At 48.8% G+C, this 26,851-nt stretch carries 26 protein-coding genes and 2 pseudogenes; 14 read left to right on the top strand and 14 right to left on the bottom strand.

Features of this window, described 5'->3' with window-relative positions:
• Positions 1 to 63 precede the first annotated feature (63 nt).
• Entirely contained in the window at positions 64 to 2,343 is a 2,280-nt protein-coding gene (gene nrdA / locus ACTHS8_RS00140; protein WP_440372629.1) for a class 1a ribonucleoside-diphosphate reductase subunit alpha, read from the bottom strand.
• A 391-nt stretch (positions 2,344 to 2,734) separates the two neighbouring features.
• Between nrdA and ACTHS8_RS00135 the strand changes: the two genes are divergently transcribed.
• Positions 2,735 to 3,067: a stress response protein gene (locus tag ACTHS8_RS00135; RefSeq protein WP_440372628.1), complete on the top strand. Its 333-nt coding sequence runs from the start codon at positions 2,735 to 2,737 to the stop codon at positions 3,065 to 3,067.
• Between the two features lie 51 nt (positions 3,068 to 3,118).
• On the opposite strand, the gene ACTHS8_RS00130 is transcribed toward ACTHS8_RS00135, so the two are convergent.
• Positions 3,119 to 3,853 (bottom strand): epoxyqueuosine reductase QueH, encoded by a 735-nt coding sequence (locus tag ACTHS8_RS00130; RefSeq protein ID WP_440372627.1) that lies wholly within the window; start codon positions 3,851 to 3,853, stop codon positions 3,119 to 3,121.
• Positions 3,854 to 3,965: 112 nt separating this feature from the next.
• Positions 3,966 to 4,989: pseudogene (locus ACTHS8_RS00125) on the bottom strand (patatin-like phospholipase family protein).
• A 140-nt stretch (positions 4,990 to 5,129) separates the two neighbouring features.
• On the opposite strand from ACTHS8_RS00125, the gene recO reads away from it, so the two are divergent.
• The 10 genes from recO (at position 5,130) to ACTHS8_RS00075 (ending at position 17,120) form a co-directional block, all read left to right on the top strand.
• Positions 5,130 to 5,873, top strand: a complete 744-nt coding sequence (recO, locus tag ACTHS8_RS00120; protein ID WP_440364112.1) for a DNA repair protein RecO — start codon at positions 5,130 to 5,132, stop codon at positions 5,871 to 5,873.
• Positions 5,874 to 5,941: 68 nt separating this feature from the next.
• A complete protein-coding gene (gene pdxJ, locus ACTHS8_RS00115) occupies positions 5,942 to 6,670 on the top strand; it encodes a pyridoxine 5'-phosphate synthase (protein WP_070589100.1) in 729 nt (242 codons plus the stop codon).
• 89 nt (positions 6,671 to 6,759) lie between these two features.
• Positions 6,760 to 7,137: a holo-ACP synthase gene (gene acpS, locus ACTHS8_RS00110; protein ID WP_003686416.1), complete on the top strand. Its 378-nt coding sequence runs from the start codon at positions 6,760 to 6,762 to the stop codon at positions 7,135 to 7,137.
• Positions 7,138 to 7,290: 153 nt separating this feature from the next.
• Positions 7,291 to 8,094: an NUDIX domain-containing protein gene (locus tag ACTHS8_RS00105; RefSeq protein WP_440372845.1), complete on the top strand. Its 804-nt coding sequence runs from the start codon at positions 7,291 to 7,293 to the stop codon at positions 8,092 to 8,094.
• Between the two features lies 1 nt (position 8,095).
• Entirely contained in the window at positions 8,096 to 8,518 is a 423-nt protein-coding gene (locus ACTHS8_RS00100; protein WP_440372626.1) for a hypothetical protein, read from the top strand.
• Between the two features lie 767 nt (positions 8,519 to 9,285).
• Complete coding sequence (gene prpB / locus ACTHS8_RS00095; protein ID WP_002233567.1) at positions 9,286 to 10,161, top strand: methylisocitrate lyase; 876 nt, start codon at positions 9,286 to 9,288, stop codon at positions 10,159 to 10,161.
• 84 nt (positions 10,162 to 10,245) lie between these two features.
• Entirely contained in the window at positions 10,246 to 11,400 is a 1,155-nt protein-coding gene (gene prpC, locus ACTHS8_RS00090) for a bifunctional 2-methylcitrate synthase/citrate synthase (protein WP_440372625.1), read from the top strand.
• Positions 11,401 to 11,802: 402 nt separating this feature from the next.
• Entirely contained in the window at positions 11,803 to 14,409 is a 2,607-nt protein-coding gene (acnD, locus tag ACTHS8_RS00085; RefSeq protein ID WP_440372624.1) for a Fe/S-dependent 2-methylisocitrate dehydratase AcnD, read from the top strand.
• 117 nt (positions 14,410 to 14,526) lie between these two features.
• Positions 14,527 to 15,696, top strand: a complete 1,170-nt coding sequence (gene prpF / locus ACTHS8_RS00080) for a 2-methylaconitate cis-trans isomerase PrpF (protein WP_049330884.1) — start codon at positions 14,527 to 14,529, stop codon at positions 15,694 to 15,696.
• Between the two features lie 212 nt (positions 15,697 to 15,908).
• Positions 15,909 to 17,120: an acetate kinase gene (locus tag ACTHS8_RS00075; RefSeq protein WP_311457626.1), complete on the top strand. Its 1,212-nt coding sequence runs from the start codon at positions 15,909 to 15,911 to the stop codon at positions 17,118 to 17,120.
• A 74-nt stretch (positions 17,121 to 17,194) separates the two neighbouring features.
• On the opposite strand, the gene purM is transcribed toward ACTHS8_RS00075, so the two are convergent.
• Positions 17,195 to 18,229 (bottom strand): phosphoribosylformylglycinamidine cyclo-ligase, encoded by a 1,035-nt coding sequence (gene purM / locus ACTHS8_RS00070; RefSeq protein ID WP_036490898.1) that lies wholly within the window; start codon positions 18,227 to 18,229, stop codon positions 17,195 to 17,197.
• A gap of 202 nt (positions 18,230 to 18,431) precedes the next feature.
• On the opposite strand from purM, the gene ACTHS8_RS00065 reads away from it, so the two are divergent.
• Together ACTHS8_RS00065 and ACTHS8_RS00060 are read left to right on the top strand one after the other, a co-directional pair.
• Positions 18,432 to 19,502 (top strand): AI-2E family transporter, encoded by a 1,071-nt coding sequence (locus ACTHS8_RS00065; protein ID WP_440372623.1) that lies wholly within the window; start codon positions 18,432 to 18,434, stop codon positions 19,500 to 19,502.
• 66 nt (positions 19,503 to 19,568) lie between these two features.
• Positions 19,569 to 20,285 (top strand): S-methyl-5'-thioinosine phosphorylase, encoded by a 717-nt coding sequence (locus tag ACTHS8_RS00060; protein ID WP_049343856.1) that lies wholly within the window; start codon positions 19,569 to 19,571, stop codon positions 20,283 to 20,285.
• Positions 20,286 to 20,331: 46 nt separating this feature from the next.
• Here ACTHS8_RS00060 and ACTHS8_RS00055 read toward each other — a convergent pair whose 3' ends face one another.
• The 3 genes from ACTHS8_RS00055 to ACTHS8_RS00045 form a co-directional block, all read right to left on the bottom strand.
• Entirely contained in the window at positions 20,332 to 20,826 is a 495-nt protein-coding gene (locus tag ACTHS8_RS00055; RefSeq protein WP_049328665.1) for a hypothetical protein, read from the bottom strand.
• Between the two features lie 147 nt (positions 20,827 to 20,973).
• Entirely contained in the window at positions 20,974 to 21,408 is a 435-nt protein-coding gene (locus ACTHS8_RS00050; protein ID WP_440372622.1) for a hypothetical protein, read from the bottom strand.
• The gene (locus ACTHS8_RS00045) at positions 21,401 to 22,708 is read right to left on the bottom strand and encodes a homoserine dehydrogenase (RefSeq protein WP_003686387.1); all 1,308 of its coding nucleotides are present in this window, start codon (positions 22,706 to 22,708) and stop codon (positions 21,401 to 21,403) included. Before ACTHS8_RS00045 ends, ACTHS8_RS00050 begins: the two co-directional genes overlap by 8 nt.
• Before the next feature lie 206 nt (positions 22,709 to 22,914).
• On the opposite strand from ACTHS8_RS00045, the gene ACTHS8_RS00040 reads away from it, so the two are divergent.
• Positions 22,915 to 23,289: an Mth938-like domain-containing protein gene (locus tag ACTHS8_RS00040; RefSeq protein ID WP_063075905.1), complete on the top strand. Its 375-nt coding sequence runs from the start codon at positions 22,915 to 22,917 to the stop codon at positions 23,287 to 23,289.
• Between the two features lie 301 nt (positions 23,290 to 23,590).
• Here the strand turns inward: ACTHS8_RS00040 and ACTHS8_RS00035 are convergent, their stop codons facing one another.
• The 7 genes and pseudogenes from ACTHS8_RS00035 to ACTHS8_RS00005 form a co-directional block, all read right to left on the bottom strand.
• The gene (locus tag ACTHS8_RS00035) at positions 23,591 to 24,802 is read right to left on the bottom strand and encodes an NADH:flavin oxidoreductase/NADH oxidase family protein (protein ID WP_440372621.1); all 1,212 of its coding nucleotides are present in this window, start codon (positions 24,800 to 24,802) and stop codon (positions 23,591 to 23,593) included.
• A 73-nt stretch (positions 24,803 to 24,875) separates the two neighbouring features.
• Entirely contained in the window at positions 24,876 to 25,187 is a 312-nt protein-coding gene (locus tag ACTHS8_RS00030; RefSeq protein WP_016687072.1) for an ArsR/SmtB family transcription factor, read from the bottom strand.
• Positions 25,188 to 25,454: 267 nt separating this feature from the next.
• Positions 25,455 to 25,790 carry a thioredoxin family protein gene (locus ACTHS8_RS00025; RefSeq protein WP_440372620.1) on the bottom strand — a complete coding sequence of 112 codons (336 nt, stop codon included), beginning with the start codon at positions 25,788 to 25,790 and terminating at the stop codon, positions 25,455 to 25,457.
• Positions 25,791 to 25,881: 91 nt separating this feature from the next.
• The gene (locus ACTHS8_RS00020; RefSeq protein WP_440372619.1) at positions 25,882 to 26,109 is read right to left on the bottom strand and encodes a hypothetical protein; all 228 of its coding nucleotides are present in this window, start codon (positions 26,107 to 26,109) and stop codon (positions 25,882 to 25,884) included.
• 18 nt (positions 26,110 to 26,127) lie between these two features.
• Positions 26,128 to 26,382, bottom strand: a complete 255-nt coding sequence (locus ACTHS8_RS00015) for an OsmC family protein (protein WP_440372618.1) — start codon at positions 26,380 to 26,382, stop codon at positions 26,128 to 26,130.
• Between the two features lie 47 nt (positions 26,383 to 26,429).
• Positions 26,430 to 26,735, bottom strand: a complete 306-nt coding sequence (locus tag ACTHS8_RS00010) for an aldo/keto reductase (RefSeq protein ID WP_440372617.1) — start codon at positions 26,733 to 26,735, stop codon at positions 26,430 to 26,432.
• A pseudogene (locus ACTHS8_RS00005) lies at positions 26,735 to 26,851 on the bottom strand (NADPH quinone reductase MdaB); the annotation flags it as partial. The pseudogene ACTHS8_RS00005 and the gene ACTHS8_RS00010, both read right to left, overlap by 1 nt.

Below are 26,851 nucleotides of genomic sequence, written 5' to 3'. Positions count from 1 at the left end.
TATTCTCTCAATATTTTTCAGACGACCTTTTAAACGCTAAAAGTCGTCTGAAAATCCCCCTTATCAAATCTTACAAGCCCCGCCCGCGCAGCTGTCATCTTGAATATCGGCCTGCGTATCGTCCGCTCCGTCGCGGGTGTTATGGTAGTACAGGGTTTTGACGCCGTATTTATAGGCGGTCAGCAGGTCTTTGAGCATTTGTTTCATGGAAACTTTGCTGCCTTCAAATTTGTTCGGGTCGTAGGCGGTATTGGCGGAAATCGATTGATCGACGAATTTTTGCATTACGCCGACGAGTTTCAGGTAGCCTTCGTTGCCGGGAAGCTGCCACAGGGTTTCGTAGGCATCTTTCAGGGTTTCAAATTCCGGTACGACTTGTTTCAAAATACCGTCTTTTGATGCTTTAACGCTGACCAGGCCACGTGGGGGCTCGATGCCGTTGGTGGCGTTGGCAATTTGCGAGCTGGTTTCAGACGGCATGAGTGCGGTCAGGGTTGAGTTGCGCAGACCGTATTTGACGATGTCGGCGCGCAGGCTTTCCCAGTCGTAGTGCAAAGGCTCGTTGCACACGGCATCCAAGTCTTTTTTGTAGGTGTCGATAGGCAGTTTGCCTTGCGAATAAACGGTTTGATTGAACAGCGGGCATGCGCCGTATTCTTTGGCAAGGTTTACCGATGCTTTGAGCAGGTAATACTGCATGGCTTCAAAGGTGCGGTGGGTCAGGCCGAGGGCTGAGTCGTCGCTGTAACGTACGCCGTTTTTCGCCAGATAGTAGGCGTAGTTGATGACGCCGATACCGAGTGTGCGGCGGTTCATGGTTGCGGTGCGAGCGGCTGCAACCGGATAGTCTTGATAATCCAACAGGGCATCAAGTGCACGTACGGTCAAATCGGCAAGCTCTTCCAGTTCGTCCAAGTTGTTCAATGCGCCCAAGTTGAAAGCGGACAGGGTACACAAGGCAATTTCGCCTTCAGCGTCGTTGATGTTGTCCAGCGGTTTGGTCGGCAGGGCGATTTCCATGCACAAGTTGGACTGATGAACAGGCGCAACGCGCGGATCAAACGGACTGTGCGTGTTGCAGTGGTCAACGTTTTGGATGTAGATACGACCGGTACCGGCGCGCTCCTGCATCAGGGTGGAGAACAATTCTGTTGCCGGCAAAGTGCGTTTGCGGATGTTTGGATCTTGCTCGTATTGAGTGTAGAGGCGTTCAAACTCGTCTTGGTCGGCGAAGAAGGCATCATACAAACCCGGAACTTCATTCGGCGAGAACAGGGTAATGTTGCCGCCTTTAATCAAGCGGGTGTACAGCAGGCGGTTGATTTGTACGCCGTAGTCCAGTTGGCGGATACGGTTGTCTTCTACGCCGCGGTTGTTTTTCAATACCAACAGGCTTTCGGCTTCAATGTGCCACAATGGGTAGAACAAGGTTGCCGCGCCGCCGCGTACGCCACCTTGCGAGCAGGACTTAACCGCCGCTTGGAACATTTTGAAGAATGGGATACAGCCGGTGTGTTGTGCTTCGCCACCGCGGATTTCACTGCCCAAGCCACGGATACGGCCGGCGTTGATGCCGATGCCTGCGCGTTGGGAAACGTATTTCACAATTGCGCTGGTGGTAGCATTGATGGAGTCGAGGCTGTCGTCACATTCAATCAATACGCAGCTTGAGAATTGACGGGTAGGCGTACGCACGCCGCTCATGATAGGTGTAGGCAGCGATACTTTGAATGTAGAAACGGCATCGTAAAAGCGTTTGACGTAATCCAAACGGGTCTCTTTCGGATATTTGCTGAAGAGACACATGGCCACCAAAATGTATAAGAACTGCGGCGTTTCATAAATTTGGCGGGTAACGCGGTTTTGAACCAGATATTTGCCTTCCAGCTGTTTTACGGCAGCATAAGAGAAGGTCATATCGCGGCTGTGGTCGATATAGGCATTCAGCTCGTCGAATTCTTCGCGGCTGTAATCTGCGATGATGTGGCGGTCGTATTTGCCAGCTTCGGTCAGTTTTTTAACGTGATCGTAGAGGTGAGGCGGTTCGAATTCGCCATAAGCGATTTTGCGCAGATGGAAAATGGCGAGGCGGGCGGCCAAATATTGATAATCGGGCGTATCTTGTGAGATCAGGTCGGCCGCGGCCTTGATGATGGTCTCATGGATATCGTCGGTACGGATACCGTTGTAAAACTGAATATGTGATTTGAGCTCGACTTGCGATACGGAGACGTTTTGTAAGCCTTCCGCCGCCCAAGTAACAACGCGGTGGATTTTGTCTAAATTGATATCTTCCAAGCGTCCGTCGCGTTTGGTTACTTTAATATTCGTTGCTGCATTCATTGTTCAGTCTCCCCATTAAAAAACACAAGATACGGTATGTGATTGCTTTGAACGGCACAATATAATGTATTTTTCTTTGTTTAACTAGACTTGACAATGCGCTTTTTTCGGAGTGTGGATTAGGGAATAGGAGGCCTAAACTAGATTTCATGTGGCTTTGTGGCGATTTGGCATTATTTTGTATTTGCATCACATTTGGTTAAACATCAGCTAGAGGCTTATGAAATAAAGAAATTTATATTCGGCTTCTGTCTAAATAGAAGGTGTGTTAAATTTTGCAAAGCAAGTAGTATGATGTAGTAATTAACCACATTTTTGTCATGTAAAAAATGGGCGTTTTGCCGGTGCCCTGGCGAAACATATAATGGAAAAACTATTTAGGAGGCGAATCATGTTAATGTTGAAAAATTTAGGTTCCGCACTGGCAGCGGTTGCCGTATTGAGCTTGGGTGCTTATTCTGCCGAAGCGGCGGCTAAACCACATGGTCATCATGTGAGCAAACACCAGCATGCGAAGAAAAACAAATTGCATCCTGCTTGCAAGCAATACCTTGAGCGCCGTGCCGCTTGGTATCGTTACAAAGGCAATAAGGCCGAGTTGAGGGAAAACCGAAAAGCGGCAAAAGCGTTCCGCGGTTTGCCTTATGCCGAACAAAAAATTCAATGCCAAGCCGCTTATCAGGCATTTGATGATTTTGATCACGGCAAATTCCGCCGCCGTTAATCGTCTGATTTAAACAAAGGCCGTCTGAATGTTTCAGACGGCCTTTGATATTTATTTCTCAACAATGATTTTGTTTTCGGCTTGAGGCTCGTATTGGGTGGATTCATCACCGTAATACAATACGCCCAGCTTGATGGGGATGCGGCCTTGCGATTTGCGGTGGGCATTGGAATCGCGCAGGGAGTAGGCGCAACCGCAGTATTCTTGTTGGTAGAAATGCTCGCGCTTACTGATTTCAATCATGCGTGCGCTGCCACCGCCTTTGCGCCAGTTGAAATCCCAATAAACCAAGTCATCATACGGCTCGGCGGCGCGATGGCCGCAGCCGTTGATCTGTTTCATGTCTTTCCAGCGTGAAATGCCCAGTGAGCTGGTGAAAACATGGAAGCCGTTTTCATGGGCATATTGAGCTGCTTTTTCAAAACGCATGTCGAAACACATGGTGCAGCGGATACCGCGTTCGGGTTCAAATTCCATGCCTTTGGCTTTGGCAAACCATTCTTTGCGGTCGTTTTCGTAGTCGTCGTCTTTATCGACAAAGGGGATGCCGAATTTGTCCGCAAAGCGCATGTTTTCTTCTTTGCGCAACATATATTCTTTGTGCGGATGGATATTGGGGTTGTAAAAATAAATGGTGTAGTCGATGCCGCTGGCAAGCATGGCTTCCATCACTTCGCCGGAACATGGGGCGCAGCAGGAATGCAGCAGGACTTTTTTATGGCCGCCCGGCGGAACGAGGATGGGGCGGTCAATATCGGTAACGAGGGGAGTATTTAATTCGGTCATGGTCGGATTCTATTTATTGTTAAGTGTTTCAGACGGCCTTGGTTATGGGGGCCGTCTGAAATATAAAATGAAGCATATATTTTAACAGAGCTACACTTTATGGAACAGTTTGCTACTGCTTTTTCTTTTCGTTCAATGGCTTGAACTCTTGCGCATCCGGAGGCGGGGCTGCGAAGATGGCGTCTGGATTGGGGTGTGCCGCAAATTCTGCCAGCAGGTTGCGATAGTCCAGCGACTGCTTCATCAGTTCGGCAGCGGCGGTACGCAGATTGTCCACGTCTTCCGGCGGCAGATAGAAACTGGTCGGAATATTCAATACCTTGTCCCTCAGCTGAGATGGCGGAAGGTCTTTTTTTGCTGTCGTCTGCATCTTCGATTTTGATCGGCGGTGTGTAGTTGCAGCGTCCGCCGTTGTTGTTTAGGGTAATCGGTGCAAATACCATAGGCACGGAGCTTGAAGCTGCGACGGCGCGGGCAAGTCGCAAGTCGCCCAAGTCGATACACATCGGGTCGAAATATTCTTGCGTGAAATTAAAACGCTCGCCTATGCCCATATCGGTGGCGGAAATGATGGCAAACGGGCCTTTGCGGTTCATTTCCAAATCGCGGAAAGTGGTTTTGCCGAAAAGGTAGTTTTCAAACTGCTCCTGTAACAGATCGCCGCGTCCGTATTCAGGCGAGGCCAGTCGGGGCAGGTTGGACATGGAAAAGGCTTGTTTGACAACTTGGCGTTGGAAGTTTTGGTGTAGGAAATGTTTATAAAACAGCGGAATGGTTTCTTCGCCCTTGAGTGCAAAGTACGCAGCCAAAACCGAGCCGCCGGATACGCCGACCACCACATCGACATTCGACATCAAAGATTGTTTTTTGCCGCCTATGGTAATCTGCTGCTTATGAAGCTGCTCCAACACGCCATAACCCAAGGCCGCCGCACGCGTACCGCCACCGGAGAACATCAATACAATAAGCGTATCGTCTTCGTTGTTACGCTGAAGCTGGCTGGTTTCAAAGCGGTAGCCGCGTTGCAGGTCGACCGTATCAATGCCGGCAAGAGGCTGATATTTCACCAGCGAGCAGGCGGATAATAGGGCTGCGGAGAGCAGGGAAAGGGCGGATTTAAAAGGGAATTTCGGCATAAACACAGGAAGGTCGGTTGTTCATTCAAAACGGATTATAAAGGTTTTCAGACGGCCTTTATAGAAGGTGGATATTCAGACGGCCTTTTTGCATCGATTTTCCGTTATAATCGACACAATCTTTATCTTTCCAAACCCTTATGGCGCAACCAAACCGCATCAACCACGAACCTATCTTTCTGCTTGCTTCCGCCCCGTGGCGTGAGAGTAGCTTGTGGGTGGAAGCTTTCAGCCGCCGTTATGGGCGGGTGGCTTTGTTGGCAAGAAGCGCGCGTAAACGGCAGAGCGAATTGCGCGGTGTGTTGGTGCCGTTTGTGCCGGTGAGTGCGTCTTGGTATGGTTCGCAAGAGTTGAAGACCCTGCATCGCGCCGAATGGATAGGCGGTTGGCCGCAGCCGCAGGGCAGGGCTTTGTTCAGCGGATTGTATGTGAACGAGTTGATGCTAAAGTTGACCGTCCGCGAAGACCCGTTGCCCGAGCTTTACGATGTTTTGGCGGAAACCATGAAGACCATTTGCTGCGAGGCCAACCACATTGCCGCTTTGCGCCGTTTTGAATGGACGCTGCTGACACGCTTGGGATTTGCCCCCGATTTATTCCATGACGGCAACGGCAATGAAATCAACGGCGAAGAAACGTATTGGCTCACGCCGGAAGAGGCTGTGGTTCCCTTGGAAGAGGCCGACCGTTTTCACGCGCTCAATAAAGGCGTTGCCGTATCGGGTGCGACGTTAATTGATTTGAGGGAAGGCAGCTTCATTCATCAGGAAAGTCTGGGGCAGGCTTTGAAAGTAACGCGGCTTTTGATTGACAACCTTCTGCCCGAGGGCATCAAGTCTCGGCAGGTTTTGCAGCAGTTGCAGCAGTTTGGCTTGGGCAGTTGAATTTTTTCAGACGGCCTTTGATAGGTAAAGGCTCAGGCCGTCTGAAACCTTAATGAAAGGACATTATTATGTTGTTAGGCGTAAACATTGACCATATTGCCACCGTCCGCAATGCGCGCGGTACGATTTATCCCAGCCCTGTCGAAGCGGCGCTGATTGCGGAAACCCACGGCGCAGATTTGATTACCATGCACTTGCGTGAAGACCGCCGCCATATTAAAGATGCGGACGTGTTTGCCGTTAAAAACGCCATCCGCACGCGCCTGAATTTGGAAATGGCGCTGACGGAAGAAATGCTGGAAAACGCGCTCAACGTCATGCCGGAAGATGTGTGCCTTGTGCCTGAAAAACGTCAAGAAGTGACCACTGAAGGCGGTTTGGACGTATTGGCGCAACAGGATAAAGTGGCCGAGTTCACCAAAATCCTGACCGACGCAGGCATCCGCGTGTCCTTGTTTATCGATGCCGATAACGCGCAAATCCAAGCCGCTTATGATGTCGGCGCGCCCGTTATCGAATTGCACACCGGCGCATATGCCGATGCACACAGCCACGCCGAGCAAATGAAACAATTCGAGCGCATTCAAAACGGCGCGCATTACGCCAGCGATTTGGGTTTGGTCGTCAACGCCGGACACGGCCTGACCATTCACAACGTTACGCCGATCGCTCAAATTCTCGCCATCCGCGAACTGAACATCGGACATTCGCTGATTTCCCAAGCACTCTTCCTCGGTCTGCCTGAAGCTGTCCGCCAAATGAAGGAAGTCATGTTCAGAGCCAGAATGCTGCCTTAACGGCATCAGTTATACAGGCTAAAGCGGGTTTGCTTTGGCCTATATCCACACTTTCAGACGGCCTGACTATTTAAACAAGGAGCAGACCCATGATTTACGGAATCGGTACAGACATTGTTTCCCTCAAACGCATTATCCGCCTGAACAAAAAATTCGGACTGGCATTTGCGCAACGCATTCTCAGCCCGGAAGAGCTGTTGGAATTTCCGCAGGCAGGCAAACCGGTCAATTATCTTGCCAAACGCTTTGCCGCCAAAGAGGCTTTTGCCAAAGCCGTCGGTACGGGCATACGCGGCGTGGTGTCTTTCCGCAATATCGGTGTCGGACATGATGCATTGGGTAAACCTGAGTTGTTTTTTGCACCAGCTTTGACCAAATGGCTGGAAGAGCAGGGTATCCGAAGCTGCCATCTCAGTATGAGCGATGAAGAGGATACCGTTATGGCTTTTGTCATTGCGGAAAAATAAGGCCGGATTTAAGTATTCTGAAATAGAAAATCCTTTTCAGACGGCCTGAAGGGTTAGGTATTTGTTGAAGGTCGGGCGTATAGGCCCGACATCGTTTTTTTACGCATAAATCGGCAGGTGTCGCCGCCTGCCGCATATAAGAATAATCTCATGATGACTGAAGACACACGTCCCTTGGTGCAAGTGGTTGCCGGGATTTTGCTCGACCCAAACGGCCGCTACCTGCTCAGTTCCCGCCCTGAGGGTAAACCGTATGCCGGCTATTGGGAATTTGCCGGCGGCAAGGTGGAAGCCGGCGAAAGCGATTTTCAAGCCTTGCAACGCGAGTTTGAAGAAGAACTCGGCATCCGTATCCTTGCCGCTACGCCGTGGCTGACCAAAGTCCATTCCTACGAACACGCACATGTTCGCCTGCATTTTTTATGGGTGGAAGCCGACCAATGGACGGGCGAAATCCAATCTAGGGAAGGGCAGAAATGGGCATGGCAAAAGGCAGGGGATTTTACCGTTACGCCGATGTTGCCTGCCAATAGCGCATTGTTACGCTCCCTCTCCATTCCGCGCCAGCTTCAAGGCCGTCTGAAAAGCGGCTTGAGCGGTCAAAACAGCATGGGCGAATATCATGTTGTACCATATCTGTCGGCTCAGCATCAAACCGCATCGGCGGTATTGCTGGATTTTGCCGATTGGCAACAAGGCAAGCCGATAGAAGCACCCAGCGTGTGGCCAATCATTGAAAACGCCGAACAATGGCAGCAGGTGCAAAATGCCGATGCCGTCGTATGGAAAGTGGCGAATGAAGCGGCAGCCAAGCAAGTTGTCGATATTTTGGCGCAAGGCGTGGCTATGCCGCTGATTGCGGCAGCTCCGGAAAGTATGGTTTCCATTTATCGTGAACAGTGGCAGAGCATGGGTGTGCATGCCGTTTTGACCGATAATGATATTGAGGCCGTCTGAAATGAGTAAAAATCAAAAACTACTGATTGCCGCTGTTTTACTGATTGTGTTTGCGGCGGCCAAACTGCTGCTCCTGGATTGGTGGCAGCGGCAACAGTCAAAAGCGAATGTAGTCGAATGTAGTCTGACACAAGGCTGCGTCCTGCCTGACGGTTCAAAAGTGCGTGCGACCTCCATCAATACACGCGAGCCTTTTGATATTGTGGTGGAAAATGTGCCGAAGAATACGGGCGCGGTCAGTATCAGTTTCAGTATGAAAAACATGGACATGGGCTTCAACCGCTACAATCTGACGCAACAATCGCCGCAAAGTTGGCAGGCTGCGCAAGTCCGCTTGCCGTTTTGCATCGAAGGCCGCCATGATTACACTGCCGACATTACCATTGGCAAACAGACTTTTCAGACAGCATTTAGTGCAGAGTAGTCATCAGGTAAGGGCCGTCTGAAAAATTAAAGGCAAAAATTTTAAGTTTTTCAGACGGCATATTTAAAAGTTCCCTATAAATGAATCAATTATAAATTATTTTTAGATAGATTGTTTACAATTATTCTGACTATCAGCCAAAAGTACAAAACGGACAGAAGCTAGGCCACATAAGGGTTTGATGTGGTACAGCCTGTCCGTTTTTTACATTTGTTGCAAAAAAATCGTTTATTAATAACTGAATTTTTTATAATTTTTTTGAAAAAAGTGTTTGACAAGACCGGTTTTATTTTTTAAATTTGTTTCCATAAATAAAAACTACATCGCACTACAAAGGAACATCATCATGAATCTGTATCAAACCACTCTCTCTTGTTATAGATTTTCTCCCATCTCTGCCGCTCCCGTCGCCGCCAGCTTATTGGCAGTCCCGACGGTCTGAAGGCTCTCAACCCGAATCCAGTTTCCGCATTCCTACAAACTTTTCGGGTTTTAAAATATCTGTATCCCCAATAGCCATTCATATATTGATTAATAAAAATTAAAAAACGTATACCTCCGCTTCAGCCTTATTGTATTTATTGGTTTTGATAACTATTTGTATTTATTGATTTTAAATTTTTTAGATGGTTGATGATTGACATTTTACAGGCCGTCTGAAAACAGTTTTTAAAACGATTGTTTCTTTTTAAACGGTTCGTTTCAAGTTGTGAAAAAAACGAGCCGTCCGATTCATACTGAAAAAAAGTCTATAAAGGAGAAATATGATGAGTCAACACTCTGCCGGAGCGCGTTTCCGCCAAGCAGTGAAAGAATCAAATCCTCTTGCCGTGGTCGGTTGCGTCAATGCTTACTTTGCACGATTGGCTACCCAAAGCGGTTTCAAAGCAATCTATCTGTCTGGCGGCGGCGTGGCAGCCTGCTCTTGCGGTATCCCTGATTTGGGCATTACCACAATGGAAGATGTGCTGATCGACGCGCGACGCATTACGGACAACGTGGATACGCCTTTGCTGGTGGACATCGATGTGGGTTGGGGCGGTGCATTCAATATTGCCCGTACCATTCGCAACTTTGAACGCGCTGGTGTTGCAGCGGTTCACATCGAAGATCAGGTAGCGCAAAAACGCTGCGGCCACCGTCCGAACAAAGCCATCGTTTCTAAAGATGAAATGGTCGACCGTATCAAAGCCGCCGTAGATGCCCGCGTTGATGAGAACTTCGTGATTATGGCGCGTACCGATGCGCTGGCGGTGGAAGGTTTGGATGCCGCTATCGAACGCGCTCAGGCTTGCGTGGAAGCCGGTGCAGACATGATTTTCCCTGAAGCCATGACCGATTTGAAAATGTACCGCCAATTTGCAGATGCAGTGAAAGTACCTGTATTGGCCAACATTACCGAGTTTGGTTCAACTCCGCTTTATACCCAAAGCGAGCTGGCTGAAAACGGCGTGTCGCTGGTTCTGTATCCGCTGTCATCGTTCCGTGCAGCAAGTAAAGCCGCTCTGAATGTTTATGAAGCGATTATGCGTGATGGCACTCAGGCCGCAGTGGTTGACACTATGCAAACCCGTGCCGAGCTATACGAGCATCTGAACTATCATGCCTTCGAGCAAAAACTGGATAAATTGTTTCAAAAATAAGTAACCGCTTTCAGACGGCCTTTCAACAAATCCGCATCGGTCGTCTGAAAAAATAAAACCCATAAAATACAAAGGAGAAATACCATGACTGAAACTACTCAAACCCCGACTTTCAAACCTAAAAAATCCGTTGCGCTTTCTGGTGTTGCGGCCGGCAATACCGAATTGTGTACCGTTGGCCGTACCGGCAACGATTTGAGCTATCGCGGTTACGACATTCTGGACTTGGCACAAAAATGCGAGTTTGAAGAAGTCGCCTACCTGCTGATTCACGGCCATCTGCCCAACAAATTTGAGCTGGCCGCTTATAAAACCAAGCTCAAATCCATGCGCGGCCTGCCTATCCGTGTGATCAAAGTTTTGGAAAGTCTGCCCGCACATACCCATCCGATGGACGTGATGCGTACCGGCGTATCCATGCTGGGCTGCGTTCATCCTGAACGTGAAAGCCATCCGGAAAGCGAAGCGCGCGACATCGCCGACAAACTGATCGCCTGCCTCGGCAGCCTCCTGCTGTACTGGTATCAATATTCGCACAACGGCAAACGCATTGAAGTTGAAAGCGACGAAGAGACTATCGGCGGTCATTTCCTGCACCTGTTGCACGGCAAACGCCCAAGCGAATCACACATCAAAGCCATGCACGTTTCACTGATTCTGTATGCAGAACACGAGTTCAACGCTTCTACCTTTACCGCCCGCGTGATTGCCGGTACAGGCTCTGATATGTACTCCTGCATTACCGGTGCAATCGGTGCGTTGAAAGGTCCGAAACACGGCGGTGCGAACGAGGTGGCTTACGATATTCAAAAACGCTACCGCAATGCCGACGAAGCCGAAGCAGACATCCGCGAACGCATCGGCCGTAAAGAAATCGTGATCGGTTTCGGTCATCCGGTATACACCATTTCCGACCCTCGCAACGTTGTCATTAAAGAAGTGGCACGCGGTTTGAGCAAAGAAACCGGCGATATGCGCCTCTTTGACATTGCCGAACGCTTAGAGAGCGTGATGTGGGAAGAGAAAAAAATGTTCCCGAATCTGGACTGGTTCTCCGCCGTTTCCTACCAAAAATTGGGCGTACCGACCGCTATGTTCACACCGCTGTTTGTGATTTCCCGTACAACCGGTTGGAGTGCACACGTTCTCGAGCAACGCAAAGACGGCAAAATCATTCGTCCGAGCGCAAACTACACAGGCCCTGAAGATTTGGCATTCGTGGAGATTGAAAACCGCTAATACGCGTAACAGCAGGGTGGGCCGCCCGCCCGCCCTATCTCGAAATGCCGTTTGAAAACAATGAATAAATGATGTTTTCGTTTTTCGACGGCCTAGTGCAGTATGCGAGAGAGAGAGCCGGCCGTTTGGAAAACATGCTGCTCTGCTGTCGTCATTCCCATACAGGCAGAAATTCAAAAGGTGAAATGTTCTGCTGTAAAGAGTGCTGAAAGATTTAGGTTTGGATTTCCGTCTATACGGGAATGATGGTAGCGGAGCAGCAATTTTTTTTCATACCGCGAATAGATTTTTAGACAACAAGCAATAAAACAGAATTTATGGTTTCAGACGGCCTAAAGGTCCGAATCAACAGGCCGTCTGAAACCCCAAAACCAAAAAAAGAATAGATTTAGGAGAACCGACATGACTGCCAACCAACGTTACCGCAAAGCTTTGCCCGGTACGGATTTGGAATATTACGACGCGCGTCAGGCGTGTGAAGACATCAAACCAGGCTCTTACGACAAGCTGCCTTATACAAGCCGTATCTTGGCTGAGAACTTGGTCAACCGCGCAGACAAAGTCGACCTACCTACGCTGCAAAGCTGGTTGGGCCAACTGATTGAGGGAAAACAGGAAATCGACTTCCCCTGGTATCCGGCGCGCGTGGTGTGTCACGATATTCTGGGTCAGACAGCGTTGGTGGATTTGGCAGGCCTGCGCGATGCGATTGCCGAAAAAGGCGGCGATCCTTCCAAAGTGAATCCGGTGGTGCAAACCCAGCTCATCGTCGACCACTCTTTGGCCGTTGAATGCGGCGGTTACGATCCTGATGCCTTCCGCAAAAACCGCGAAATCGAAGACAGACGTAACGAAGACCGTTTCCACTTCATCAACTGGACAAAAACAGCATTTGAAAATGTGGACGTGATTCCGGCGGGCAACGGCATTATGCACCAAATCAACTTGGAAAAAATGTCGCCGGTTGTCCAAGTCAAAAACGGCGTGGCATTCCCCGACACCTGCGTCGGCACAGACTCACATACGCCGCACGTCGATTCATTGGGCGTGATTTCCGTAGGCGTGGGCGGTTTGGAAGCCGAAACCGTGATGTTGGGACGTGCATCCATGATGCGTCTGCCTGATATTGTCGGCGTTGAGCTGACCGGTAAACGTCAACCGGGTATTACTGCCACAGACATCGTGTTAGCACTGACCGAATTCTTGCGTAAAGAGCGCGTGGTTGGCGCATTTGTCGAATTCTTCGGCAAAGGCGCAAGAAGCCTGTCTATCGGCGACCGTGCCACTATTTCCAATATGACTCCTGAGTTCGGCGCAACTGCCGCGATGTTCGCTATTGATGAGCAAACCATTGATTATTTGAAACTGACCGGTCGCGATGATGAGCAGGTGAAATTGGTGGAAACCTACGCCAAAACCGCAGGCTTGTGGGCAGATGCCTTGAAAACCGCCGTTTATCCGCGCGTTTTGAAATTTGATTTGAGCAGCGTAACCCGCAACATGGCAGGCCCAAGTAACCCCCATGCCCGTTTTGCGACCGCCGATTTGGCCAGCAAAGGCTTGGCTAAACCTTACGAAGAGCCTTCAGACGGCCAAATGCCTGACGGTGCAGTGATTATTGCTGCAATTACTTCGTGTACCAATACTTCCAATCCGCGCAACGTTGTCGCCGCCGCGCTGTTGGCACGCAATGCCAACCGCCTCGGCTTGCAACGTAAACCTTGGGTGAAATCTTCGTTTGCCCCAGGTTCAAAAGTAGCCGAAATCTATTTAAAAGAAGCAGGCCTGCTGCCTGAAATGGAAAAACTCGGCTTCGGTATCGTTGCCTTCGCATGTACCACCTGTAACGGCATGAGCGGCGCGCTGGATCCGAAAATCCAAAAAGAAATCATCGACCGCGATTTGTACGCCACCGCCGTATTGTCAGGCAACCGCAACTTCGACGGCCGCATCCATCCGTATGCGAAACAGGCTTTCCTCGCTTCGCCTCCGTTGGTCGTTGCCTACGCGCTGGCAGGCAGCATCCGTTTCGATATTGAAAACGACGTACTCGGCGTTGCAGACGGCAAAGAAATCCGCCTGAAAGATATTTGGCCTACCGACGAAGAAATCGATGCCATCGTGGCCGAATATGTGAAACCGCAACAATTCCGCGACGTTTATATCCCGATGTTCGACACCGGCACAGCGCAAAAAGCACCAAGCCCGCTATACGACTGGCGTCCAATGTCCACCTACATCCGCCGCCCACCTTACTGGGAAGGCGCACTGGCAGGGGAACGTACATTGAGCGGTATGCGTCCGCTGGCGATTTTGCCCGACAACATCACCACCGACCACCTCTCGCCATCCAATGCGATTTTGGCCAGCAGTGCTGCAGGCGAATATTTAGCAAAAATGGGTTTGCCTGAAGAAGACTTCAACTCTTACGCAACCCACCGCGGCGACCACTTGACCGCCCAACGCGCAACCTTCGCCAATCCGAAACTGTTTAACGAAATGGTGAGAAACGAAGACGGCAGCGTACGCCAAGGTTCTCTGGCACGCGTTGAACCTGAAGGCAAAACCATGCGTATGTGGGAAGCCATCGAAACCTATATGAACCGCAAACAGCCGCTCATCATCATTGCCGGTGCGGACTACGGTCAAGGCTCAAGCCGCGACTGGGCTGCAAAAGGCGTACGCCTCGCCGGCGTGGAAGCGATTGTTGCCGAAGGCTTCGAGCGTATCCACCGCACTAACTTGATCGGTATGGGCGTGTTGCCGCTGCAGTTCAAACCGGGTACCAACCGCCACACCCTGCAACTGGACGGTACGGAAACCTACGACGTTGTCGGCGAACGCACACCGCGCTGCGACCTGACCCTCGTGATTCACCGTAAAAACGGCGAAACCGTCGAAGTTCCGGTTACCTGCCGCCTCGATACCGCAGAAGAAGTATTGGTATATGAAGCCGGTGGCGTGTTGCAACGCTTCGCACAAGACTTCTTAGAAGGAAATGCAGCGTAAGGTAAATCGGGTATCGTCAAAATACCCGGACTACGCTCAAAAAGGTTTTCAGACGGCCTTGAATGTTTGAGAGGCCGTCTGAAAAAACCATACTAGAAATACAAAGGAGAACTCGAAATGCCGCAAATTAAAATTCCAGCCGTTTACTACCGCGGCGGTACATCCAAAGGCATTTTCTTCAAACGCACCGATCTGCCGGCCGCTGCGCAGGAAGCAGGCGAGGCACGCGACAAAATCCTCTTGCGCGTACTCGGCAGCCCCGACCCTTACGGCAAACAGATTGACGGTTTGGGTAATGCCAGTTCGTCCACCAGCAAAGCCGTGATTTTGGACAAATCCGAACGCGCCGATCACGATGTCGATTACTTGTTCGGACAAGTTTCCATCGACAAACCTTTTGTCGATTGGAGCGGTAACTGCGGTAATTTGACCGCCGCCGTGGGCGCATTTGCCATCGAGCAAGGCTTGGTCGATAAATCCAAAATCCCTTCAGACGGCCTGTGTACCGTCAAAATCTGGCAGAAAAACATCGGCAAAACCATTATTGCCCATGTGCCGATGCAAAACGGCGCAGTTTTGGAAACAGGCGATTTTGAGCTTGACGGCGTAACGTTCCCTGCAGCCGAAGTGCAAATCGAATTTTTAGATCCGGCTGATGGCGAAGGCAGTATGTTCCCAACCGGCAATTTGGTCGATGAAATTGATGTGCCGAATATAGGCCGTCTGAAAGCCACGCTTATCAATGCCGGCATTCCAACCATTTTCCTGAATGCCGCAGATTTGGGCTACACAGGCAAAGAGTTGCAAGACGACATCAACAACGATGCCGCGGCTCTGGAAAAATTTGAAACCATACGCGCGTATGGCGCGCTGAAAATGGGCTTGATCAGCGACGTATCCGAAGCCGCCACCCGCGCCCATACTCCGAAAGTCGCTTTTGTCGCCCCTGCAGCCGATTACACCGCTTCAAGCGGCAAAACCGTCAAAGCTGCCGACATCGACTTATTGGTACGCGCGCTGAGCATGGGTAAATTGCACCACGCCATGATGGGCACCGCTTCAGTCGCCATCGCTACCGCCGCCGCCGTGCCCGGTACGCTGGTGAACCTTGCAGCCGGAGGTGGAGCGCGTAAAGAAGTCCGTTTCGGTCATCCGTCAGGCACACTGCGTGTCGGTGCCGCCGCCGAATGTCAGGACGGCCAATGGACGGCCACCAAAGCGGTCATGAGCCGTAGCGCACGCGTGATTATGGAAGGACAAGTCCGAGTGCCGGAAGATTGCTTTTAAGTTTTCAGACGGCCAAGCCATTAAACAAGGCCGTCTGAAAACCAAATAAGCAGATTTTAGTCGGGTAGCGATACCTGCAATGGAGATTAGGATTGGGCATGAAGCCTGACTAAACACCAAACCAAAGGCAATCTGGAAAGCTCTCAAATATTCTTGCTCTTTTCAGACGGCCTGAAACCAAAAAAACAATCAAAATTCAAAGGAGAAACACCATGTCCAACCAACTCATTCTTGTTCTGAACTGCGGCAGCTCTTCACTCAAAGGCGCCGTTATCGACCGTAAAAACGGTAAAGTTCTCTTAAGCTGTCTCGGCGAACGTTTGGGTACGCCCGAAGCAGTCATTACATTCAGCAAAGACGGCAAAAAATGCCAAACAGCCTTGACCGGCCGTAACGATCATGCCGGTGCTGTAGGTATGCTGTTGAAAGAGCTTGAAAAACACGGACTGCACGACCGTATTAAAGCCATCGGCCACCGCATCGCACACGGCGGCGAAAAATACAGCGAGTCTGTTTTGATCGACCAAGCGGTAATGGACGAACTCAATGCCTGCATTCCGCTTGCTCCGCTACACAACCCTGCCAATATCAACGGCATTTTGGCTGCACAAGAACACTTCCCGGGTCTGCCCAATGTCGGCGTGATGGATACTTCATTCCACCAAACCATGCCGGAGCGAGCCTACACTTATGCCGTTCCGCGCGAATTGCGTAAAAAATACGCTTTCCGCCGCTACGGTTTCCACGGTACCAGTATGCGTTACGTTGCCCCTGAAGCGGCACGCATCTTGGGCAAACCGTTGGAAGACATCCGCATGATTATTGCCCACTTAGGCAACGGCGCATCCATTACCGCCATTAAAAACGGCAAATCCGTTGACACCAGTATGGGCTTCACGCCGATTGAAGGCTTGGTGATGGGTACCCGTTGCGGCGACATCGATCCGGGCGTATACAGCTATCTGACTTCACATGCCGGTTTGGATGTTGCCCAAGTTGATGAAATGCTGAACAAAAAATCAGGTTTGCTCGGTATTTCCGAACTTTCCAACGACTGCCGTTCTTTGGAAATCGCTGCGGATGAAGGCCATGAAGGCGCACGTTTGGCTCTAGAAGTCATGACCTACCGCCTTGCCAAATACATTGCTTCGATGGCTGTGGCTTGTGGCGGCGTTGACGCACTCGTGTTTACCGGCGGTATCGGCGAAAACTCGCGTAACATCCGTGCCAAAACCGTTTCCTATCTTGATTTCTTGGGTCTGCACATCGACACCAAAGCCAATATGGAAAAACGCTACGGCAATTCAGGCATTATCAGCCCGACCGATTCTTCTCCGGCTGTTTTGGTCGTTCCAACCAATGAAGAGCTGATGATTGCCCACGATACGGCTCAGTTGGCCGGCTTTATGGAAGAAGCAGGCTAGGGCGAAGATTTTCCTAGACCATAAACAATAAAAAGTGCGGATTCATCATCCGCACTTTTTCATTGCATCTCAAATCAAGCCACTTGGGTTTGATGCTCGTCGCCGTTGCGTTCACGAATAACGCCCAAACGGTAAACGGTTTCGCCTTGTTCGCTCAAGAAAGCTTGTACTGCATCGGCATCTTCTTTGGCAATGATAACGACCATGCCGATACCGCAGTTGAACGTACGGTACATTTCTTGGGTTTCCACATTGCCTGCTTTTTGCAGCCATTGGAACAATTTAGGCAATTCCCACGCTTTGGCATCGATTTGTGCAACGGTATTTTCAGGCAAAACGCGAGGTACGTTTTCGGTAATGCCGCCGCCGGTAATGTGGGCCATGCCTTTAATGGTGAACTTTTCCAAAGCGGCAAGAATAGGTTTCACATACAGGCGGGTAGGGGCGATGATGGCTTCGCGCAAAGTTTTGCCGTTGTCGAATTCCGCGTCCAAATCGGGATTGTCGCGCTCGATGATTTTGCGTACCAAAGAGTAGCCGTTGGAGTGTGCGCCGTTGGAGGCCAAGCCCAAAACAACGTCTCCGGCCTGAATGCTGCGGCCGTTAATCACGCGTTCTTTTTCAACCACGCCGACGGCAAAACCGGCCAAGTCGTATTCGCCTTCGGGATACATGCCCGGCATTTCGGCAGTTTCACCGCCAATCAAAGCGCAACCGGATTCTTCGCAACCTTGGGCAATACCTTTAATCACATCAGTCGCGCGGGCAACGTCCAGCTTGCCGCAAGCGAAATAGTCCAAGAAGAACAAAGGTTCTGCACCTTGAACCAAAATGTCGTTGACGCTCATGGCAACCAAATCGATGCCGACGGTATCGTGTTTGTCCCAGTCGAATGCCAGTTTCAGCTTGGTGCCGACGCCGTCCGTACCGGAAACCAATACCGGATTTTTGTATTTTTTGCCGATTTCGACCAAAGCGCCGAAACCGCCCAAATCACCCAACACTTCAGGGCGCATAGTACGCTTGGCAAAAGGTTTGATGTTTTCGACCAGTTGATCGCCTGCGTCGATATCCACGCCTGCGTCACGATAGCTCAAAGAAGTGCTCATTGGATTTCCTTATTCGGGTATGGGTAGATTGTCGGAGCGTATTTTATCTTAAATTGGAGGATTCAGGCTGAATTTTTTGGCGTTATTGTTAACAATTTTATTTTGCCTTGATTGGTGCCGTACTTTCAGACGGCCTTTGTGAATCTGTTATACTGCTTATTTATTTTGAAAACCTTAAACATTAATTGGGAAATACCTTTTTATGTATCAAAAGAAAGAGCGTGGCGCAAAACCGTGGGTAATTATGGCTTGCGTCGTTGCAGCCTTTATTTGGCTTTTATATGCCTTGGGCGATGTTTTGACACCGTTTATCGTGGCCGCCGTTTTGGCCTATGTTTTGAATCCCTTGGTCGAATGGCTGCAATTGAAGCGTATCCGCCGCGCACCGGCCTCCATGATTATTATGGCGTTTGCCTTGCTGGTATTGCTGGCGTTGGTGCTGATTATCGTGCCTATGTTGTTGAACCAGTTTAACAATCTGGCCGAACGCCTGCCGCAAATCGTGGGCTTTGTTCAAAACAAATTGCTGCCGTGGCTCAACAGCGTCAGCGGGGATTATATTCAAATCGATCAAGAATCAATCATCGCATGGTTGCAGTCGCATACGGATGAGTTGAGCAATACGCTCAAAGAATGGATTCCTACCTTGATGCGTCAAAGTGGTAACGTCATCAGCGGCGTCAGCAATTTGGTGTTGTTACCTTTGCTGCTGTATTACTTCTTGTTGGATTGGAAACGCTGGTCTTCCGGAATCAGCAAATTGGTTCCGCGCCGTTTTATCGAAACTTACACGCGTATCAGCGGCAATATGGATGAAGTTTTGGGCGAGTTTCTGCGTGGCCAGCTGATGGTGATGATGATTATGGGCTTGGTCTATGGCTTGGGCTTGATGCTGGTCGGTTTGGATTCCGGCTTTGCCATCGGTATGATTGCCGGTATTTTGGTATTTATTCCGTATTTGGGTGCATTTACCGGCCTTTTGCTGGCGACAGTTGCCGCGCTTTTGCAATATGGCTCATGGCAGGGTTTGTTGATGGTCTGGGCTGTATTCGGTGTCGGACAATTCTTGGAAAGCTTTTTCATTACGCCTAAAATCGTCGGCGACCGCATCGGTTTGTCTCCGTTCTGGGTGATTTTCTCGTTGATGGCTTTCGGACAACTGATGGGTTTTGTCGGTATGCTTGCCGGTCTGCCGCTTGCCGCCGTAACATTGGTTTTATTGCGTGAAGGTGCATCTGCCTATTTCGGCAGCCATTTCTATAAACATAAATAAATCGATGATATTAAGGCCGTCTGAAATCCAAGTTTCAGACGGCCATTGATAACAAAGGAAGTCTATATGTTAGCCATTATCGGCGGCAGCGGTTTGACCAAACTGCCGGAACTCGAAATTACTGAACGAAAAATCGTACGCACTCCATACGGCTTAACCAGCAGTCCTATTTTGTTCGGCAGGTTGGGGCGCTTGGACATTGTTTTTCTCGCCCGACACGGCTTCAGCCATACCATCGCGCCGCATGAAATCAACTATCGCGCCAATATCTGGGCATTGCACTCTTTAGGCGTTGAAAACATTATTGCCATTTCTTCAGTCGTCGGTATCAACCCTGATTTTGAAAACGGCAGTCTGGTGTTGCCGGACGATTTGATTGACTATACCTATGGCCGTAAAGATACTTTTTTTGAAGGCCAAGAATGCCCTGTCGTCCATACCGATTTTTTCAACCCTTATTGCAATGAATTGCGACAAAAGTTATTAAATATCACGAAAGCGCACAATGTGCCGATTTACGACACAGCAGTATATGGCTGCCTGCAAGGCCCGCGCCGTCCAACTCGCGCAGAAATTGCCCGTTATCGCAATGATGGTGTAGATGTACTTGGTATGACCGGTATGCCCGAAGCTGTTTTGGCCAGAGAGTTGAAAATGGCCTATGCCCACTTTTGCAGCGTCAGCAGCATTGATTGCTTTGATAGCGGAGTAGGGACTGTAGGCTGTAATGAACAGACTTCTATGGCGATGACGAAAATCCGACAATTATTGAATGGTTTGTAATTGATCATGCCGTCTGAAATGATGTTTTCAGACGGCATTGTTTTAGTTAAGAAGCCGTTTCACGCGCCCAATGAGGCAGGGAAGCTTTTTGTTTGCGGAACGAGGCAAGTTGCATGCCCCGACATTTTTCAAAAATCAATTCGACCCCGCTTTGCAGCTGTAAAATCAAATTGGTATGCGTTTCCGTTTTAATAAAGTCAATATTGCGTTGTACCAAGCGCTGAATGACGGCATAAACATCAAGGCAGCCATTTGCAAAAAACCACGGATTCAATTTTACCCAACGGCCGCCGCTTAGTGCAGCATCAGGCTGAAAATCAGCGCGAATCTGTGTCAAACGATTGTCGGAGAAATGCAGTTCGATATCGCCATAAAGCCAAATATTCCAGCCTTTTTGTACCAACAAGCCTTTAGGGACGCAATCAGGCGCAGGAAACATCTGCAAAATAGACTCTGCCGATTGTCCGATTTCCAGATAGTCAAACCGGCCGGTATACAAAAAATCATAAATATCAACGGCAATAGGAAAGTGGTAACGCATGGCAACAACCATAGAAAAGCAATTAACCAAGCTATCTTAAACTTAAAATATAATGAAATCAATTCTTATTACTATTTATTCAATATAAGAAAGGCCGTCTGTTGTCCAGACGGCCTTATAGCTTTGGCTTAAACCGATAATTTTGGTTTACTCAGCCTTTAAATCAGCCACGCATTGCTTATCGCGTGCCTCAAAAGCTTCCGCGCCACCCAAGAGTTTGAGTTGCTCCTCAGGGCTGATTTTGCCGAAGTTTCGGATTTGCTCGTCAGAGAGTTTGCTTAAGGGCTGATCCCACATGCAGGCACAATAGTCTTGAGCCAATTTCTCGTTTTGCGCATCCAAACCTTTTGCCTTCAAATCAGCTTGCCATTTTTCAGCAAAAGGAATGTTTTTCACACAAGATTCCACCACATTTTGTTTCATCTGCGGCTTGTTCATGGCGCATTGTGAGAGCAGGGCGGTCAGAGCCAGCAAAGACAAAATAATCCATGCCCAAATGCGGATGGTGCGGATTTTTGCCTTGGCTTTCTTTCTGGCCGCCAGTTGCTCTTCAGACGGCCTTTCCGTTTGTTGCTCAGCCATGCAGGCTTTCCATGCGGATCATGGTGATCGGAGCATCCACGCAGCTCAGAGCTTCAATCGCTGCGATAGCGCGTTTGATATTGTGTTCCACTGTGGTGTGGGTCAGAATCACAATTTCGGCAGTACTTTGATTAATCACGCCTTTTTGAATCAGAGCCTCGATAGAAACATTTTCTTTGGCCAAGAGTGCGGCAATTTGACCCAAAGTGCCCGGTTCGTCAGTTGCTTGAACGCGCAGATAGTAGCTGCTGGTGATTTCATCCATAGGCAGAATATTTTGCGCTTGAACTTGCGAAGGTTGGAATGCCAAGTGAGGAACACGATGGTCAGTTTCTGCTTCAATCAGGCGGGCAATATCAATAATATCGGCAACTACGGCAGAAGCAGTCGGCAATGCACCAGCGCCTGCACCGTAATACAAGGTTTCACCAACCATATCGGCATTGACGCGGACAGCATTCATCACTCCGTTAACGTTAGCCAGCAAACGGCTTTCAGGAATCAGAGTAGGGTGTACGCGCAACTCGATGCCTTTGTCGGTTTTACGGGTAATACCCAACAACTTGATACGATAGCCAAGTTCTTCAGCGTATTTGATATCGCGGCTGTCGAGTTTGCTGATGCCTTCCAAATAACAGGCAGAAAAGTTCATCGGCGTACCAAATGCCAATGCGCTCATAATCGTAATTTTATGGCCGGCATCATGACCTTCGATATCAAAAGTAGGGTCAGCTTCTGCATAGCCCAAAGCCTGAGCTTCTTTCAAGACGTCTGCAAACGCGCTGCCTTTTTCACGCATTTCAGTCAGAATGAAGTTGCTGGTACCATTAATAATACCGGCGATACTGCGGATTTGGTTCGCAGCCAAGCCTTCACGCAAAGCCTTGATAATAGGGATACCGCCGGCAACAGCAGCTTCAAACTGCACCATGACATTTTTTTCTTCCGCCAAAGGGAAAATTTCATTGCCGTATTCAGCCAGTAGTTTTTTATTGGCAGTAACAATGTGTTTACCGTTTTCAATCGCTTTTAATACCGCATCTTTGGCAATACCGGTACCGCCAAACAATTCAACAACAACATCAACATCTTGATGTTGAACCAGCTCAAACGGATCTTTGATAAAAGCAGCATTCGGGCAAATTTGTTTGGCTTTTTCTTCGCTCAAATCGCAAACAGCAGAAATACGGACTTCGCGTCCCAAACGGCGGCTGATTTCCGCAGCATTGTCCTGCAATACAGTAGCCGTACCGCCACCGACTGTACCCAAACCTAAAAGACCGATATTTACTGGCTTCATTGTGTCTCCTTTTGAGCCGATACTTTAAAATAATCACGAAAAACCAAGGCTTGTTATAATCGCTTGCAATCGTAAATTCAGAGCAAAGCATCAATGCACAAGGTCAAACGTTGAATCCTACCTGATATTGCTTGATTTTGCACCTTTTTTTGCAAGTTTCCCAAGGCCGTCTGAAAAATCGTTCTTCCATAAAAACAGGAATTGCCATGAAAATCACAGAAAACCATATTGATGAAACCGCATCATTTTTTTCATCCTCACAAGGCATATTGCAAATCGGTGCACAAACATACTCAGAACCCATTTGCTGGCAAGATGGCAAAGTGAGCATCATTCCTCAAACAACCATCGAAGAATTAAACGAACAAATTTTTATATCAGCAATTGAAACAGCAGAAAACCGTCCAGAAGTCATTATCATAGGTACAGGAGCAAAACAACAATTTCTGCATCCCAAAATTGCAGCAGCCTTATCAGCTTACGGAATCGGTTTCGAATGCATGAACACAGCTTCAGCTTGTAGAACTTTAGTTTTACTGCAAGGAGAAGGCCGAAGCACATGGGCTTGGTTGTGGCCATAATTTGTAGAAAAGGCTATTGCATCATGCTAGTATAAGTTCGCATAATTTATATTATGTTAAGTTATGATTATAAATTGTAATCATAACTTATTAATTTAATTAGTATTTTTAAATTCTTATTCTAAGCCACTTTCAAAGAACAGGATCTTTTGTATCTCTCAGTGGATATCTAAAATTCTAAAAACCATTTGAACTTAAAGATTCAAACGGTTTTTTAGTATCAATTTATTTATATTCCATGCTTTTACATACAGTTAAATTTTAAAATTTAATCTTCCTTCAAATCCAACCGCTTTCATCATCAAGCCCTGCCCGTACTCAAACCTGCCTTGCCATTTTCCCATAAAGTTTTCAGCAATACTTTCCACGCTGATAGTTTGGGATCAGGCTGTTTACCTTGTCCGATTAAGTCCATTTGCATCATATACCAGTTCATTTCCAACATCGCGCCCGCTTTTTTATCAACCAACGCCACGCCTGTTTGAATGCGGTCAGTTTGCACGGTTTGGTAGGTGCCGTTTTGCATTTGGTTCGCCAAATCAGGGACTAAGGCAAACGGGCGGGCGACGCCGACCAAATCCAAATGGCCGCTGGATAAGGCGTCTTCCATGGCTGTTTGCGAACGAAAACCGCCGGTAATAATCAGCGGGACTTGGCTGACTGCACGGGCTTTTTCGGCGTAATCGATGAAGAAGGCTTCGCGTTTGCGGGTGCTGTCTTTAGCGACGAGCATTTGCGGGCTTTCGTAGTTGCCACCGGAAACTTCAATAAAATCAATGCCCATTTCCGATAACTTTTGTACCACCTGCACCGATTCGCTTTCGTCAAATCCGCCTTTTTGGAAATCCGCTGAATTGAGTTTTACGCCCACCAAGAAATCTTTGCCCACGGCGGCGCGAATGGCGGTGTAGGTTTCCAAAAGGAAGCGCATACGGTTTTCCAAGCTGCCGCCCCATTGGTCTTGGCGGCGGTTGTGGTGCGGCGAGAGGAATTGGTTGATGAGATAGCCGTGCGCGGCATGAATTTGTACGCCTGAAAATCCTGCCTGCTCGGCAATTTTCGCGGTTTGCACGAATTGCTGAATCAGCCCGTTGATTTCATCGGCACTCAATTCGCGCGGCGGATTGATGAAGCCGTCCATACCCACCAACGGCACGGCGCTCGGCGCAAGTGGTGTTTTATTGACCACCGCAGGCGACTGCTTGCCCGCATGGTTGATTTGCATGATAAGCAACGTGTCGCTTTGCGTGCCGGCTTTCGCCCATTTTTTCAGCATCTCAAGACTGCGGTCGTCTGAAATCACCACATCGTTTATCGAACCCTTACCGCTTTCGGCAACCATCACATTGCCCGTAACCAAAACGCCCGCACCGCCTTGCGCCCAAGTACCGTACAGGCGGATGAGTTTTTCAGACGGCTGGTCATTCTGGGCAAGTTGCTCTTCCATAGCGGATTTGAAGATACGGTTTTTAGCAGTTTTACCGTTTTGAAAAGTGAATGGAGTGAATAACATAATTGTTCCTTTAAGTTGATAAGTTTAAAAATGTAATCGTATTTAGGTAAAAATAAAGGGTTAACGGATAACCCTATTTTGAAAGCGGGCAATTTTGAGCCATCAAATCAGCAAGCTGTTTCAATCTCGCCACCGCATCCGCCATGGCAATACTGTAAAACCGCTCTTTGCCGACCTGCTCTACCGCCACCGCCCCGGCTTGCAACATGATTTTCAAATGATGCGACACCGCAGGGCGCGACAGATGCAGATGCTCGGTCAGCTCATTCACATTCATCTTGCCGTGTTCCCACAGCACGCGCAGGATTTGATGGCGGTTTTCATCGCTCAACACGGTAAAGATGGGAATGCACTCGTGCATTAAATTCATAGTTTGTTGCGGCATATTCGGCTTCTTGAGTTTATGTGTTTAAAAACTTGAACTCATTTTAGAGGAAAAGATGGGGAATGTCAAAGGGAATTTTCAGAAGATGGTTTTAGCGTACAAATCACAGTGTCTCATCAATAATTATCTCAGTCTGCAAGCCGTTTCAGATGGCCTTTTTCGTAATAAAGAGCGGTCAAATTTTTAAGTGTTTTGCAAATCATCTTAAAAATTTGACCACTTTCATCATTATCTAGACCGCAGCCGTCTGAAACATTGATAGACCGGTTACTGATGTTCGCTTTCTGCCACTTTTGTCCATTTTGCCAATGTCTGCTTCATCTGTGCCTGAGGGATGAAGCGGGCTATCCGTTCTACTTCCTTGCCTTGATAAAACAGCAGCCATGCAGGTACGGTCAGCACGTGGAAACGTCCCGCCATTTCGGGTATTTCAGCAATATCGGCTTTTACGGCATACACATTTCCTTCCTCCGCCAAAGCTGAGTCAAGTTGGGCGGCCACGACCGTACAAACACCGCAGATTGGGGCCTTGATGTACAGTGATACTAAAGGGTGTGTGGCGATGGCCTGTTCGATGTCTTTCAGAGTGTGTAGTTGTTGCATGTCATGTACTCCTTTGAGCGATTAAGCTCTTTTCTAGTTGTTAGAAAAGGGGCTTTCAACGAAATTAAAACAAGAAAGTAGTTTGAGCCGTTTAGATTTTCTCCACTACTACTTTTGCCCGCGCTTTCAGGCTGTTCAACACTGGCAAGTTGGCGGCGGAACGGTCGGCAAAATTTTGCAGGGTAGGAAGGTCGGCGTCGGCTTTTACTTTTACGGTTAGCACCAGATTATCCAGTCCACCGTAGCCATCTTCCATGCCAAACAGTTTGGCCAAGTCGATACCGCCGCTTGCGGATATTTCAAACTGTTCCAGTTTCACGCCTGCTTGTGCTGCTTGTCACTCGAAACCTATGGAGCAGCAGCCTGCAGCAGCGCCGATCAGGTATTCCATCGGATTTGGGGCAGCGTTTTCACCGCCCATGCTTTTCGGTTCGTCTGTGGTAAAGGCTGGGAAGCGGCGCACGGAGATTTCGTTCTTTGTGCCGGATACCCAGCGCGAATTGGCGCGTAATGCTGCCTTGCCTTTTGTATGGTCGTTTTCAATCGCTGCCATGGTAGTTCGGAAACGTTCGATATCTAACCCGTTAATCATGTTTTGTCCTTTCATAATGATGAATTGCAGATAGTTTTTCGCTACACTTACACGCCCATTTTCCACGTGGAGATGCGTATCAAATTATCCACCGTGTCGTGATTGACGATAGCGGCGAACGTGCCGTCCAGTTTGGCAATTTCAGCTTTGTCTTCATCGCTGAGGGCAAAGTCAAAGACGTTCAAGTTTTCCGCCATGCGTTCGGGTTTAGTGGATTTTACCAACACGATAATGTCGCGTTCCACCAGCCAGCGGGTAATCACCTGCGCCACGGATTTGCCATATTTCGTATCAATTAGCGACTGACAAAATGGTGGGCAAAAGCTCACCGCTTCAAGTTGATGTTCTATCATTAACCGAACACTTTTTTCAAGTGTACTTGATAGTCTGCGAAGTATTGTTCCACTTGTGGATTTTTGATCACATCGTTACATAAGAATGTCGGCAGACGGGTCAAACCGATGAACTC

Origin of the sequence: Neisseria sp. P0016.S008, from assembly GCF_051957775.1 — a bacterium.
In the GTDB taxonomy this organism is placed as follows: domain Bacteria; phylum Pseudomonadota; class Gammaproteobacteria; order Burkholderiales; family Neisseriaceae; genus Neisseria; species Neisseria flavescens_B.
Note: the sequence above shows the minus strand (reverse complement) of the source record. Positions and strands in the feature narration are given on the sequence as shown.

Bases quoted from the DNA above. Each gene is read 5' to 3' on its own strand.
- nrdA (WP_440372629.1), bottom strand. From the start codon at position 2,343: ATGAATGCAGCAACGAATATTAAAGTAACCAAACGCGACGGACGCTTG.
- ACTHS8_RS00135 (WP_440372628.1), top strand. From the start codon at position 2,735: ATGTTAATGTTGAAAAATTTAGGTTCCGCACTGGCAGCGGTTGCCGTA.
- ACTHS8_RS00130 (WP_440372627.1), bottom strand. From the start codon at position 3,853: ATGACCGAATTAAATACTCCCCTCGTTACCGATATTGACCGCCCCATC.
- recO (WP_440364112.1), top strand. From the start codon at position 5,130: ATGGCGCAACCAAACCGCATCAACCACGAACCTATCTTTCTGCTTGCT.
- pdxJ (WP_070589100.1), top strand. From the start codon at position 5,942: ATGTTGTTAGGCGTAAACATTGACCATATTGCCACCGTCCGCAATGCG.
- acpS (WP_003686416.1), top strand. From the start codon at position 6,760: ATGATTTACGGAATCGGTACAGACATTGTTTCCCTCAAACGCATTATC.
- ACTHS8_RS00105 (WP_440372845.1), top strand. From the start codon at position 7,291: ATGACTGAAGACACACGTCCCTTGGTGCAAGTGGTTGCCGGGATTTTG.
- ACTHS8_RS00100 (WP_440372626.1), top strand. From the start codon at position 8,096: ATGAGTAAAAATCAAAAACTACTGATTGCCGCTGTTTTACTGATTGTG.
- prpB (WP_002233567.1), top strand. From the start codon at position 9,286: ATGAGTCAACACTCTGCCGGAGCGCGTTTCCGCCAAGCAGTGAAAGAA.
- prpC (WP_440372625.1), top strand. From the start codon at position 10,246: ATGACTGAAACTACTCAAACCCCGACTTTCAAACCTAAAAAATCCGTT.
- acnD (WP_440372624.1), top strand. From the start codon at position 11,803: ATGACTGCCAACCAACGTTACCGCAAAGCTTTGCCCGGTACGGATTTG.
- prpF (WP_049330884.1), top strand. From the start codon at position 14,527: ATGCCGCAAATTAAAATTCCAGCCGTTTACTACCGCGGCGGTACATCC.
- ACTHS8_RS00075 (WP_311457626.1), top strand. From the start codon at position 15,909: ATGTCCAACCAACTCATTCTTGTTCTGAACTGCGGCAGCTCTTCACTC.
- purM (WP_036490898.1), bottom strand. From the start codon at position 18,229: ATGAGCACTTCTTTGAGCTATCGTGACGCAGGCGTGGATATCGACGCA.
- ACTHS8_RS00065 (WP_440372623.1), top strand. From the start codon at position 18,432: ATGTATCAAAAGAAAGAGCGTGGCGCAAAACCGTGGGTAATTATGGCT.
- ACTHS8_RS00060 (WP_049343856.1), top strand. From the start codon at position 19,569: ATGTTAGCCATTATCGGCGGCAGCGGTTTGACCAAACTGCCGGAACTC.
- ACTHS8_RS00055 (WP_049328665.1), bottom strand. From the start codon at position 20,826: ATGCGTTACCACTTTCCTATTGCCGTTGATATTTATGATTTTTTGTAT.
- ACTHS8_RS00050 (WP_440372622.1), bottom strand. From the start codon at position 21,408: ATGGCTGAGCAACAAACGGAAAGGCCGTCTGAAGAGCAACTGGCGGCC.
- ACTHS8_RS00045 (WP_003686387.1), bottom strand. From the start codon at position 22,708: ATGAAGCCAGTAAATATCGGTCTTTTAGGTTTGGGTACAGTCGGTGGC.
- ACTHS8_RS00040 (WP_063075905.1), top strand. From the start codon at position 22,915: ATGAAAATCACAGAAAACCATATTGATGAAACCGCATCATTTTTTTCA.
- ACTHS8_RS00035 (WP_440372621.1), bottom strand. From the start codon at position 24,802: ATGTTATTCACTCCATTCACTTTTCAAAACGGTAAAACTGCTAAAAAC.
- ACTHS8_RS00030 (WP_016687072.1), bottom strand. From the start codon at position 25,187: ATGCCGCAACAAACTATGAATTTAATGCACGAGTGCATTCCCATCTTT.
- ACTHS8_RS00025 (WP_440372620.1), bottom strand. From the start codon at position 25,790: ATGCAACAACTACACACTCTGAAAGACATCGAACAGGCCATCGCCACA.
- ACTHS8_RS00015 (WP_440372618.1), bottom strand. From the start codon at position 26,382: ATGATTAACGGGTTAGATATCGAACGTTTCCGAACTACCATGGCAGCG.
- ACTHS8_RS00010 (WP_440372617.1), bottom strand. From the start codon at position 26,735: ATGATAGAACATCAACTTGAAGCGGTGAGCTTTTGCCCACCATTTTGT.